We start from the raw sequence: 12,384 nt of genomic DNA on the forward strand, positions 1-12,384 counted from the left end.
TGGAGAGCCAGACGAGCCCGGCCGGGTTGACGAGGGTGGCGCCGAGGCGCAGCGGGCTACCGAGGCCGACGGGCTGCCCGCCCGGCCCGCGCGCGATACCCGTCACGGTGACCTGCGGGTCGGAGCCGTTCTCGGCGGTGTGGAGCAGCGCGATGCGGTCGCCGGAAGGCGACGGCTTGGACTCGACGACACGCCGCGTCGTGAGCCAGTCGGCCGGCAGCCCGACCGCCGGCGGAGGTTTGGCCGGGTCACCCGCCACGGAGAACGCCCACAGGTGTGTGCCGGAGTCGTCGTCGATGCCCAGGGCCCCTGCCCAGAGGAAGTTGCGGGTGTCGTATGCCGGGTTGCCGACCCGCGTGCCGACGAAGGCCACCTCGTAGCGCGTCACTCCCCTGAACCGCGAGTGCCCGCCGTCGGGGTCGACGGTCGCGATCTCCGTGCCGTCGGCGGAGAGTGCGAGGGAGCGGTAGTCCTTGGGCACGTCGACGTTGCCCGACTTCTGCGGGTCTCGGTCCACGAAGCTCGTGCTCGGCAAGAGGTAGATGGTGTCACCGCGGCGGATGAGCGGGCGCCCGAGCGGCACGACCGGCGGTGCCGGGAAGCCGACCTCCTCGATCGTCCGCACGGGCAGGTCGACGTCGGGCAGCTCGAGAGTGACGTCGCGGACCCGGATCGTCACGCCCTGCACGGTCGGGTCCTGGAGCAGGGTCGAGACGAGCTGGGCCCAGACGTTCTCGCGCTGGGTCTTGTCGGTGGGGACCGGCCCGGTGATGTCGACCCGCGCCACCCCGTCCGTCACCGACACCGAGTCGGCGGTGAGTCGCGAACCTCGCGGCACGTCGTTGCGGACCGCGTCACCGAGGTATGCCGGCGGGTCGTCGAGCTGGGCCCGCGCCAGTCGCGTGGCGAGATGGTCCGGCGGGAACCAGCGACGGTCGGGCACGAGGGCGCGACGGTCGGAGGCGATGTAGTGGAGCGAGTAGGGCTGGAGGAGGCGACCGAGGTCCGTCGTGGTGATCCAGCGGCCAAAACCCTTGGGGACGTTGCTGATCCGCCACTCACCGTCGATTCGGGCGAACTGGAACTCGACACGGCGCTTGGCCCCCACGGCGGCCTTGACGTAGCGGCCGTCGGCGCCGATCGACGCCTCGACCGGACCGGCGAGGACGGCGACGTCGGGCGTGCGGTTCGTGATCGAGAGCGGCGTCGTCGTCGAGTAGAGGACCACCTCGCCCTCGGGCACCCAGCCCTTGTCGGCGTCGGGCGTGAGGTAGCTGCGAGCCGTGTCGAAGTTGCCGTCGCTCGCCGCGCCGGCTCTGAGGAAGCCGAGCACGATGTCGCGCTGCGAGGCGCCCTTGGCCGGCGGCGGGAAGAAGGCGCGGACCGGCTGCACCTCGGCGCCGCGGACCTCGAGCCCCGGGCTGACCGAGGTGTCGGCGCCGATGCCGCTGCACGACGACACGAGGGCAGCGACGGTGGCGAGCCCGACCCCGGTGACGAGGCGCCGCAGCCGAGGACGCCGAACAGTCATCGCTGCTCACCCGGCGAGAGCGCGAGCGGCGAGGAGGTGAGCGAGGAGCCCGCTCGCTGCGGCAGGGTCAGCCGGAACCGCGACCCGACGCCCGGCTCGCCCCACGCCTGGAGCCAGCCGTTGTGGAGGCGGGCGTCCTCGAGCGCGATGGAGAGTCCGAGACCCGTGCCGCCGGTCGTTCGGGCCCGGGCGGGGTCGGCGCGCCAGAAGCGGTTGAACACCATGGAGGCCTCCCCCTGCCTCAGGCCGACGCCATGGTCCTCGACGACGACGGCGACGGCACCGTCACCCTCGCGCAGGTGGATCGTCACCGGCTTGCCCTCGCCGTGCTCGACCGCGTTGACGACGAGGTTGCGCAGGATCCGCTCGACGCGGCGGGCGTCGACCTCGGCCTCGACGGGGCCGGACTCGACGACCTCGATGCTCGAGCCGCGGCGGTCGGCGAGCGGCTTGGCCGCGTCGACGACCTCCTCGACGATGTCACGCAGGTCGATGGGCTCGAGCTCGAGCGCCGCGGCCCCCGCGTCGAACCGGCTGATCTCGAGGAGGTCCGCGAGCAGTGACTCGAAGCGGTCGAGCTCGCCCTGGAGCAGCTCTGCCGACCGGCTGACGACGGGGTCGAACTCGCTGCGGGAGTCATAGATGAGGTCGCCGGCCATGCGGATCGTCGTGAGCGGCGTGCGCAGCTCGTGGGAGACGTCGGAGACGAAGCGCTGCTGCACCCGGCTCAGGCCCTCGAGCTGGCGGATCTGGGACTGGAGGCTGTCGGCCATCGCGTTGAACGACGTGCCGAGGAGGGCGAGGTCGTCCTCGCCGCGCGACGGCATACGTTCGTTGAGCTTGCCGGAGGCGAGGCGCTCCGAGACCTCGGCCGCGCGCCGGACCGGCGAGACGACCTGCCTGGTGACGACCCATGCGACCGCGCCCACGAGAGCGGTGAGGATGAGCCCGGCGATGCCGAACGCCGTGGAGATCAGACTCATCGTCTGGAGCTCCTGGGTCATCGGGTAGATGTAGTAGAGGTCGTAGCGGCCGGCCCGCGGAACCTCCACGCCCGTCCCGACGAAGACCGCCGGCACCTGCCGGCCGTTGATGAGCACGTCGCTCACCATCGTGTGCTGGCGGCTCGGGTCGTCGGCGACGGCCTGACGGATGGACTGCGTCACCGCGGAGAGACCGACGCCGCCGGACTCGAGCGAGTCGAGGACGACGGGGTTGGAGTTCTTGACACCGCGGAGCATGACGACGTAGCGCGAGGGCTCAGGACCCACTGGGGTGAGCGTCGACCTCATGATGTCGAGCGCGGCGAGGTTGAGCTCCTGCGCGGAGGTGCCGGTGAAGTTGTCCCACTGGGTCTGGACGTCCTGGGTGAGGGTGCGCGCCTCGTACTCGCTCGTCGCGACTCGGTCGTCGCGCAGGCCGCTCGCGATCTCGTTGTAGAGGTAGGAGCCGAGCAGCGAGACGACGACGATGCCGAGGACCACCGTCGTCGAGACGACGCGGAACTGGAGCGAGCGGCGCCACGTGCGCAGCAGCGCGGCGGCGAGGGCGACGATGCGCGCGCCGACCCTGCGCAGCACCGACATCACACGCCGGCCGATCGTGCGAACATGCGCCGCCAGCGTGGGTGACGCCGCGCGCTCCCCAGCCCCGGCGCCCGCGACTGGTGTGCCCGACATGGTCAGGCCGGCCCGGCCCGGTAGCCCACGCCACGCACGGTGACGACGATCTCGGGGCGCTCCGGGTCCTTCTCGATCTTGGAGCGGAGGCGTTGGACGTGCACGTTGACGAGGCGGGTGTCGCCGGCGTGGCGGTATCCCCAGACCTGCTCGAGCAGCACCTCTCGGGTGAAGACCTGCCAAGGCTTGCGCGCGAGCGCCACGAGGAGGTCGAACTCGAGCGGGGTGAGGCTCAGCGACTCGCCGCCGCGCTTGACCGAGTGGCCGGCGACGTCGATGGTGAGGTCACCGATCGTGAGGCGCTCGGGCTCGGCGTCGTTGTCGCGACGCAGCCGGGCGCGCACGCGGGCGATGAGCTCCTGCGGCTTGAACGGCTTGACGACGTAGTCGTCGGCACCGGACTCGAGACCGACGACGACGTCGATGGTGTCGGTGCGCGCCGTGAGCATGACGATGGGGACACCGGACTCGGCGCGGATGCGCCGGCACACCTCGAGGCCGTCGATGCCGGGGAGCATGACGTCGAGGAGCACGAGGTCGGGGCGTGCTTCGCGGAACGCGCCGAGCGCGCTGGAACCGTCGGCCACGTGGCTGACCTCGAGCCCTTCGTTGCGCAGCACGATGCCGAGCATCTCCGCGAGAGCGAGGTCGTCGTCGACGACGAGCACGCGACCCTTCACGGTCAGTCCTTCCGTCCCATGTCGCCACACCGTGCCGGACACGAGGTGGGCCGACGCGGTTCGGCGCGCCGGTGCTCCATGTTCGCACAACGAACTGTGCTCGCCGGTCACCTTCGCGTCATGCCGGCTGCCCACAACGTGGCGCCTACAACCCACCGCCTCCGAAGGCGGCTGCGATCTTAATGGCGCCCGGGCCGATGATCACGATGAAGAGAGCGGGGAAGATGCAGAGGAGCAGCGGGAAGAGGATCTTGACCGTCACCTTCTGTGCCTGCTCCTCGGCGCGCTGCCGACGGGCGATCCGCATCTCCTTGGTCTGCTCCCGCAGCACCGCGGCGACGGGCAGACCCATCCGGTCAGCCTGCACCAGAGCGCTGACGAAGGTCTTGATCTCGGGAGCGGTCGTGCGCTCGCCGAGCGCTGCGAAGGCATCGGCACGCGACTTGCCGATCTGGATCTCGGAGAGAACGCGGGCGAACTCGCCGCCGATGGGCCCGGTGACGGTCTTCGCGACCTGGAGGATGGCGGCGTCGAAGCCCTGACCGGCCTCGACACAGACGGTGAGCATGTCCAGCGCGTCCGCGAGGCCTCTCTGCATCTCCTGCTGGCGCCTCGTCCCGAGGTTGTAGATCAACAGGTCTGGCAGGAAGAAGCAGGCGGTGCCGAAGCCGACCGCGGCCAAGATGCCCAGCGGGCTGAACCCGAGGATGACGAGGGCGGTGATCGCGCCGAGGAACAGCGCGATGCCCTTCACTCCCATGATCCGCTCGATCGTCCACGCGGGCGGGTTGCCCGCCTTGTCGAGCGAACGGGCGAGTCGGTCGCCCGTCCCGCTGGGCGAGAGGCGCAGCGCCATTCGCCGCAAGGCATCGATCATCGGGTCGAGCAGGCGGTCGCGAGCCGCGAGCTCGTGCTTGGCCACCGAGCTCCGGGTCGGTGCGTAGTTGACGAGCTCGAGGGAGCGAGCGACACCACGACTCTCACCGGGTCCCACGCTGGTCGCGAGAGCGACCACCGCGACGCTGGCGACGAACAGGAGGGCCCCGAAGAAGAGCAGCATGTCTCAGACCTCGATCTTCACGACGTTGCGCATCCAGAAGATCCCCGCCGCCATCGCGAGCACCCCCATGACACTCATGATCAACCCGTAGAGCGTGGTCCACAGCAGGCTGACGTACTCGTAGTTGCTGTACATGGAGAAGAGAAGGATGCCGATGGGCAGCGAGATGAGGATGTAGGCGGACAGTCGCCCTTCGGCCGACAGGGCTCGCACGTGCCGGCGCAGACCTTCTCTTTCGCGCAGTGTCGCGGCCGTCGTCCGCAAGGTCTCGGCGAGGTTGCCACCGACCTCGCGCTGGATGCGGATGGCCATCGTCGCCCACCGCATGTTGTTGCTGTCCATGCGGTCGGCGGTGTGGTCGAGGGCATCCGAGACGTCCGCGCCGATGCGCGTCTCCGCCAGGGCCCGGGAGAACTCCTTGGCACAGGGTTCCGGCGCGTCCCGGGCGACGGCGTCGAGCGCCTGCAGCAGGCTGAACCCGCTGGCCAGGCTGGTGGCAGTCAGCATGAGGACGTCCGGGAGGACGAACTCGAACTGCCGCGCCCGCCGCCGAGCCAGGAACCGGAGGACCAGTGCGGGAAGCACGTAGCCGAGGACGACCCCGATGAAGAGGCCGACCCAAGGGTTGCGCGCCAAGAGCAGCACGTATCCCACGAGCCCTCCGACGATCACGGCGAGCACCCGGAGCACGAACCACTCGCCAGCACGCCAGGGGAGGTCGGCGCGATCGAGCAGCATCATCGTCCGACTCGTCGACTCGCGGCCAGACATGAACTGCTCGCCGGCGTCGACCAGGCTCTGGCTGATCGAGCTCGGTGAGGACTGCACGGCTCTCATCTGGGCGCGGCTGCCCATCCCGTAGGCCTCAATCGTGGCGACGCGCTCCTTGCGCTGCGACCTGAAGACCGGACCCAACGTCGCGACCACGATGACGAAGACTCCGAGGAAGAGCAGCAGCACGGCGATGGGTAGGAGGAACCGGGTCGGCGGTGGCGCGGACCGCGGCAGGCCGATCCCGGCGGTGGGCACAGCGGGGGCCGCCACGGTCTCGTCGGACGTGGGGACGACCGGCGCCTTCGCTCCGAGGTCCAGACTGGCGGTCGCCGTGAAGGGGGCACCGGACGCCAGGCCCTTGACGACCACCGGCTGGATGCCCGTGAGCCCAGCGGGTCGACTCAGCGAGATCGACACCTGCGAGTCGAGCGTCCGCGCCGCCGCATCGAAGGCCTTGGCGACGGCGCCGCGGTTGCCTGCGGTCACGACGGATCCGCCGCCCGCGGTGGCGAACTGCTTGAGCACCGCTCCATTGGCTTCAGGGCTGTTGAAGGCGATGACCTCGGCACGGACCTTGGCCTGGGTCAGCAGGGTCGTGGCGGTCGCGAGCTGGGAGGCTTCTCGGGCGAGGCCGCCCTTCTGCTCCTCGACGGTATCGCCACCGTCGCTCAGCAGCACAATGCTGCGCTCACCCACCGTCCCAAGCGCCTTGACGGCGTCCTGCACTCCCGCATAGAGCGCGGTCTCGCCGCGCGAGCGCAGGCCATCGACGGCACGCTGGACGACGGCTCGGTCGGTCGTCGGCTTCACGTCGACGCCCGAGGTCGAGGCGAACGAGACGACGCCCACCTTGACACCTTGCGGGACCGCGGCGAGGAACTCCCTGACCGCCGTCCGCACCGTCGCCATGCCGCTGGCCTCCATCGAGCCGCTGGTGTCGATGACGAGCATCGTCGTCCTCGGTTTCGCGGCCGCCGGCGTCACGGTGACCTGGGTGTCTTTGCCGCCGATGGTGGCGGTCACCGACCGCGGCTCGACGGCCACCGAGTCGGCACCACGCAGGATGAGTGTGCCGTCCACGGACGTGGCCGATGGCCGCAGGTCGCTGAGGGAGGCACCCAAGGGCTTCGCCGTCGAGGCCTGCACAGGCGATGCGCCAAGACAGAGCAGCGGGAGCAGGACGACCAGACCCAGCCGACGTCGGGTGCGCCACTTCGGCCGGACAGTCATCGAGAACCGAAGGTGAACAGAGACGGGGGCAGCTCGACGCCGACGTCGGCCAAGTCCTGGGTGAACCGGGGTCGCAGACCCGTGCCCACCAGCTGGCCGCGGAAGCGACCCTGCTCGTCGCGACCGGCCGAGAAGTCGAAGGCGAAGATGTCCTGCAGGGTGATGACGTCTCCCTCCATGCCGACCACCTCCGAGATCGCGACGATGCGCCGGGACCCGTCCTTGAGGCGGGCCTGCTGGATGATGAGGTCGAGCGCACCGGCGACCTGCTCCCGGATGGCGCGCACGGGTAGCTCGACACCGGCCATGAGGACCATCGTCTCGAGGCGGGAGAGGGAGTCTCGGGGAGAGTTCGCGTGCACGGTCGTGATCGAGCCGTCGTGACCGGTGTTCATGGCCTGGAGCATGTCCAGTGCCGCACCGTCACGGACCTCGCCGACGACGATCCGGTCAGGGCGCATGCGGAGGGAGTTCCGGACGAGGTCGCGAATGGCGATCATGCCCTTGCCCTCGATGTTGGCCGGCCGCGACTCGAGCCGTAGCACGTGCTCCTGGTGGAGCTGGAGCTCGGCGGCGTCCTCGATCGTGACGATCCGCTCGTCCTCGGGGATGAACGAGGAAATGACGTTGAGGGTCGTCGTCTTGCCGGATCCTGTTCCTCCCGAGATGACGATGTTCCGGCGACCCAGGACGCAGGCTTTGAGGAAGTCGCGGACCGTGGGGGAGATCGTCCCGAAGGCGATGAGGTCGGCATCGGTGAAAGGGTCCGCGGCGAACTTGCGGATCGTGAGCATGGCGCCGTCGAGCGCGACCGGAGCGATGACTGCGTTGACACGAGACCCATCGGGGAGGCGGGCGTCAACGAGTGGGCTCGCCTCGTCGATTCGACGTCCGACGCGGCCCACGATCTTGTCGATGACCCGACGAAGGTGAGGCTCTCCGCTGAAGTGCGCGTCGACGGGGTAGAGCTTGCCGCTGCGCTCGACATAGATCGAGTCCGGGCCGTTCACCATGATCTCGGTGATCTCGGGGTCACGAAGCAGTGGCTCGAGCGGTCCGTGCCCGAGGATCTCGTCCGACACCTCTTGGGCGATGCGCGTCCGGTCTGCCAGCGAGAGCGGAGTCTGCTCGGCCTCGATGGTCGTCTGGAGCGTCTGACGCACCTGTGCGGCGAGCTCGGCCTCCGGGAGGTGCGGGTCGTAGAGGCGCGGGCCCAGACTCTCGATGAGCGCCTGGTGGACACGACCCTTGACCTGCGCGAACGGGTCGATCGCTCGCTTCTTCACGACTCCGTGGGCGGCCTCAGCACCGGCGGCAGGAGCAGGCTCTGCGCTCCGACGGGCGAGGTCCAGACGATCCGACAGGCTCACTTGCGGCTCCTGAACAGGCTCTTGCGCTGCCGGGTCTCGGCCCCGTTGACGGCTCCCCCGAAGCGCTGACGGATGTGGACATCGCTCAACTCGCGGATGGCAAGGCTGACCGTGCCTCTGCGGTCGTCGAGGACGATGGGCACTCCGCGGTTGACGGAGGCCGGGACCGTCATCGAGCTGGGCACGTTGACTGCGATGGGCGTCTTGATGGCGGAGACGACGTCCTCCGGCCGCAGGCCGACCTTGGCGTCGGCTCGGTTGAGGACGACGATCCGGGCCTCCTTCGGGCTTCCCAGCATGTCGAGGGTGTCGATCGCCACGCGGAGGTTCTTGACGGCCGGGATGTCGAGGGTGGCGATGAGCACGAGCGCACTGCTGATGTCGCACGCCGCCAGGACGTGCTCAGTGAAGGACGGCGGCGTGTCCACGATGACGTAGTCGTAGTGCTGGCGCGCCACCTTGAGCAGCTCGGTCACGACGTGGACCGGGATCCGTTCGGCGTCACCGGGGTCGCTCGGGGCGCAGATGACGTCCAGTCCGCTGTCGGCATGGGTGGTGACCAGGGACTGCAAACCCTGCGCGTCGAGGTGACCGCTCATGCCCACCGCGTCGGCCGAGGACCTGTCGGGGATCAGCTGGAGGCTGATGGCGACGTCGCCGAAGCTGAGGTCGAGATCGACCAGGAGGGTCCTCGACCCGGAGTGCGCGAGATAGGTGCCGATGTTGGTCGACATGGTCGTCTTGCCCACGCCGCCCTTCGCGGAGAAGACCGTGATGATGTGCCCCTCCGGGCCTCCTGCGTCCCCGGAGTGGCCCACGAGCTTCATGGTCAGCTCGCGGCTGCGCCGCACGGCGTCTGCAAGGGCGGTGTGGTCGTCTGCCGCGACGACCTCTCGCATGCCGCTGCGAAGGGCTTGGCTCAGTGTCGTCACGTCGACTCGGTGACGAAGGAGGATGACGCCGAGCTCCGGCCGGTCGAGCCGTGCACTCTCGGCGAGGTCGCACGCGGACTCGAGCGGAACGTCGGGACCGATGATCACGTGCTGCACGGCCAAGTTGTCGTGCAGCACGCGGGCGACCATCGCGGCCGAGTCGAGTGCCTGCGTGTCGTTGCCGAGCGCGAACCGGTATTTGTCCAGCGCCGCGGGGTCGGAGTCCCAGAGGATGTTCACTTGATGGCCTGGGCGATCGTGATGTCGTTGACGCTGAGCTTCGGGTCCACCTTGACCTCGGCGCCGCGCAGTCCGGCATAGAGCACGTACTGGTTGATGCCGTGCACGAGCTTGGTCGCCTGTTCGGGAGTGACCGCGAGGGTCACTAGGAAGCTGGGGGCCTGGGGAGCCGGCGCCGGTGCCTCACCGTCAGCCGCGACCTGGGTGCCCTGCTGACCCGCCTGGAGCGCGGTGTTGCCCATGCCGATGACCTGGATGTTGTCGAGCAGGACCGACGTCCCCTGGACGTCCTGCTCGTTGAAGACCTTCGACTGCTCGCTCGTGTCGAGCTGCTTGAGCTTGTAGCTGGCGAAGATCGTCAACATGCTGCCCGGCGTCACGAAGTTGCCGACCCGCGCCGGGTCGCTCAGCTGGACAGAGACGGCGAGCTTGCCGGCGGGCACCTGGATCGCCTTGTCGCCGATGACGGTCTCGCCGAACGCCGTGTTGAGGACGTACTGTCCCGGCGGGATGTCGGTGAGGGCAAGCAACGACTCGTTCTCGGGCGTGACGGACGTCATGGCGCCGGCGGGCAGGGCACGTGCAGCCGTCTTCGTCTGGACGAGCAGCTTGGTGCGCACAGCCTCCTTGACGGAGGTGCCGGCGGGGATCATGGCCGAGGAGACGTAGACGTCGGCCGGGCCGACCGCCGCGACTGCCCTGCTGTCGGCACCGCGCGCATAGAGCAGCACGAGCACGGCTCCGACGAGAGCGATGACCGTCGCGGCTGCGATAGCGAGAATGCGCTTACCCATAAGAACGAACTCTTTCTGTGGCGTGAGGTTGCCGGCTGCGCCGGTCAGCCCACGGGAATGACGGCATAGGACCCGAAGTTGGAGCCCGAAGTTGGTGGCACGACCGTGGCCGCCCCCGCCAGCGGGCCACGCACGAACCAGCCGGAGAGACAACGGACGGCACCACTGCAGGGCACGGCCAGTCCGACGCGGCTGGGCCGTTCTGTGTCTGGTCCGCCGCCGATCTTGTAGCCGCTGATGTAGAACTTCGCCCAGCCCGCGATGTGGTAGTACGAGCCTGCTCCGGAGGCGCCCGCCCCCGTGCAGTCCTTGCCGGCGATGCCGCCCGTGGGAGTGCCTGTCGTGCTCTTGACGATGCAGTCGAAGACCGGGATGTCCACGACCGGACCGTTGGCGTAGATGTTGGCGAGTCGCGTCTTGCAGTCGTTCGTCGCCGAGCTGCCCGTGTCGATGTTCGCCCACTGGTCCGAGCCGTTGGTGACGATCGTCGCTTCACACGAGCCTGTGGGCTGCAGGTATCCGAAGCCACCCGCGGTGTCCTTGCCGTTGAAGCTGCATGGCGGCTTGCTCGGATCGTGCAGCGTGAGCATCTGCTCGCGTCCGCTCGTGTTCGGGGTGGTGAAGGGGGGCGGATACGGGTTGGTGCTGGCGTTGTACCCCGGCCACGCACCTGTCGGGGGGTTCGCGACCCAGGACGCTCCGCCGTTGGTGTACTTCTGCCACTCACAGACGGAGATGGTGATGGGTGTCGTCGCGGTGGCTCCACCGGGAGTTCCCCACGCCGCCCTGGAACAGGCATGGATGTCGGTCGACGACTCGTCAGCCGGACTCGTCGGGTCGTTGCCCCCGGCGCGCCGGAAGACGTTGGTGAGGGTCGACGCACCGTTCGACGAGGTGGAGGTCCGCACCTCGACGTACGGCAACGTCGTGGCAAGGCTCGCATATGTGTCGGGGAGTGGCGGGCAGTCAGGCGCAGCCAACGAACTCGCCGGACAGGCAGGAAGAGCCGATGAGAGCGAGCTGGGCTTGTTCATCAGGCACTGGCCAGCGAGGGTGTGGGCCCCATCGCGCGCGTTCGCGTTCGTCAGTCCGGAAAGGTCGTTCGCTCCGGCGACGCAGGCGCCTTGGGCACACGACTGGGCCAAGGACATGGCGGCAGCGTCGGCGCCGTTCTGAAGCTGGCGACGCTCGACCATGAGGGCGCCGACATCGACGGCCATCGCCAACAAGCCGAAGATGACTGCGCCTCCCAGGAGCATGGCGACGATCGTCGCGACGGCTCCGCGTTCGCTCTTCACCGATCTCATCCGAGGCACCTCATCGTCGCGGTTGCAGTGGGGTCTGGAGCGGAAGGGGTGGCACCGAAGAGGCTGGCGACCTCCCCCAGGATCAGCCACTCGAACAACGGGGCGCTGACGGTGGCTGACGCTGCCGACGTAGGACCGGGGCCGACAGGACAGGCCACGAACGTCACCGTGGGGGCCCCGCCCAGGTCGGACAACTCTGGACTGGCGTTGGTCACGCGCGTCGTGGCCTGTGCGTCGGTGTAGCCGAGAGACTTCATACGGGCGCCCTCCCGGGCGGCGTTCGTCACCATGTTCTGCACGAAGAACAACCTGCCGAGGTCGATGATGCCCGCCACGATCAGGAGCAACAGGGGCAGCACGATGGCCATCTCGACGGCAGCAGCGCCTCGTTCTCGGCGCCTGCGGCTCGTGCTGGACATGTCACCCCTCGGTTCTGGTCGTCGGTTGGATGGAGGCTGGTGCGAGGGACGGGCGCTTGCCATGCAGACGCAGCTGTCAGAGCGACGCCGCGGCCTCGTCGAAGATGAGGTCGAGGTTCGGCCCCAGAAGGAAGACGCCGCCGAAGATGACGAGCGCGATGAGCGCCACCATCAGGGCGTACTCGACTGCCGTCGCCCCGTCGTCACGGACGGCACCTGACGGGCCCACCGGTTGAGCTGTCGGAGATGTCACGTTTCATCCCTGGCTTTCGTGCGAGGGGGGATGGGTCAGGGCGCCGGCCGACGACTGCCGGCCGGCGCCCTGTTCCGACCAGGCTCAGAGGCTGGCGGCGACCTCGTCGAACGTG

Annotated in this window: 11 protein-coding genes; all 11 read right to left on the minus strand. The window is 69.0% G+C overall.

Annotation, left to right across the window (positions count from 1 at the left end):
- Positions 1-1,531 (minus strand): GerMN domain-containing protein (locus N798_RS12370; protein ID WP_035948905.1); only part of this gene is annotated, 1,531 nt, incomplete at its 3' end.
- Positions 1,528-3,117 (minus strand): MtrAB system histidine kinase MtrB, encoded by a 1,590-nt coding sequence (gene mtrB / locus N798_RS12375; RefSeq protein WP_035948907.1) that lies wholly within the window; start codon positions 3,115-3,117, stop codon positions 1,528-1,530. The genes N798_RS12370 and mtrB, both read right to left, overlap by 4 nt.
- Before the next feature lie 95 nt (positions 3,118-3,212).
- Positions 3,213-3,890, minus strand: coding sequence for an MtrAB system response regulator MtrA (gene mtrA, locus N798_RS12380; protein WP_035948908.1), 678 nt, complete (start codon positions 3,888-3,890; stop codon positions 3,213-3,215).
- 145 nt (positions 3,891-4,035) lie between these two features.
- The gene (locus tag N798_RS12385) at positions 4,036-4,950 is read right to left on the minus strand and encodes a type II secretion system F family protein (protein WP_035948909.1); all 915 of its coding nucleotides are present in this window, start codon (positions 4,948-4,950) and stop codon (positions 4,036-4,038) included.
- Positions 4,951-4,953: 3 nt separating this feature from the next.
- Positions 4,954-6,804 (minus strand): type II secretion system F family protein, encoded by a 1,851-nt coding sequence (locus N798_RS12390; RefSeq protein ID WP_229708674.1) that lies wholly within the window; start codon positions 6,802-6,804, stop codon positions 4,954-4,956.
- 146 nt (positions 6,805-6,950) lie between these two features.
- Complete coding sequence (locus N798_RS12395; protein ID WP_035948911.1) at positions 6,951-8,324, minus strand: CpaF family protein; 1,374 nt, start codon at positions 8,322-8,324, stop codon at positions 6,951-6,953.
- On the minus strand, positions 8,321-9,496 hold the full coding sequence (locus N798_RS12400) for an AAA family ATPase (RefSeq protein WP_035948912.1): 1,176 nt from the start codon (positions 9,494-9,496) through the stop codon (positions 8,321-8,323). The genes N798_RS12395 and N798_RS12400 overlap by 4 nt, the downstream gene beginning before the upstream one ends.
- On the minus strand, positions 9,493-10,290 hold the full coding sequence (gene cpaB, locus N798_RS12405; RefSeq protein WP_035948914.1) for a Flp pilus assembly protein CpaB: 798 nt from the start codon (positions 10,288-10,290) through the stop codon (positions 9,493-9,495). Before cpaB ends, N798_RS12400 begins: the two co-directional genes overlap by 4 nt.
- Positions 10,291-10,334: 44 nt before the next feature.
- The gene (locus tag N798_RS18180) at positions 10,335-11,588 is read right to left on the minus strand and encodes a pilus assembly protein TadG-related protein (RefSeq protein ID WP_229708666.1); all 1,254 of its coding nucleotides are present in this window, start codon (positions 11,586-11,588) and stop codon (positions 10,335-10,337) included.
- A 5-nt stretch (positions 11,589-11,593) separates the two neighbouring features.
- Positions 11,594-12,016: a TadE family protein gene (locus tag N798_RS17465; protein ID WP_084100647.1), complete on the minus strand. Its 423-nt coding sequence runs from the start codon at positions 12,014-12,016 to the stop codon at positions 11,594-11,596.
- A 76-nt stretch (positions 12,017-12,092) separates the two neighbouring features.
- Positions 12,093-12,269, minus strand: a complete 177-nt coding sequence (locus tag N798_RS17855; RefSeq protein ID WP_084100650.1) for a Flp family type IVb pilin — start codon at positions 12,267-12,269, stop codon at positions 12,093-12,095.
- Positions 12,270-12,384: the final 115 nt, after the last annotated feature.

The sequence above is a fragment of the Knoellia flava TL1 genome (assembly GCF_000768675.1).
In the GTDB taxonomy this organism is placed as follows: domain Bacteria; phylum Actinomycetota; class Actinomycetes; order Actinomycetales; family Dermatophilaceae; genus Knoellia; species Knoellia flava.

Coding starts and splice junctions, on each gene's coding strand:
- mtrB (WP_035948907.1), bottom strand. CDS start 3,117: ATGTCGGTGCTGCGCAGGGTCGGCGCGCGCATCGTCGCCCTCGCCGCC.
- N798_RS12385 (WP_035948909.1), bottom strand. CDS start 4,950: ATGCTGCTCTTCTTCGGGGCCCTCCTGTTCGTCGCCAGCGTCGCGGTG.
- cpaB (WP_035948914.1), bottom strand. CDS start 10,290: ATGGGTAAGCGCATTCTCGCTATCGCAGCCGCGACGGTCATCGCTCTC.
- N798_RS17465 (WP_084100647.1), bottom strand. CDS start 12,016: ATGTCCAGCACGAGCCGCAGGCGCCGAGAACGAGGCGCTGCTGCCGTC.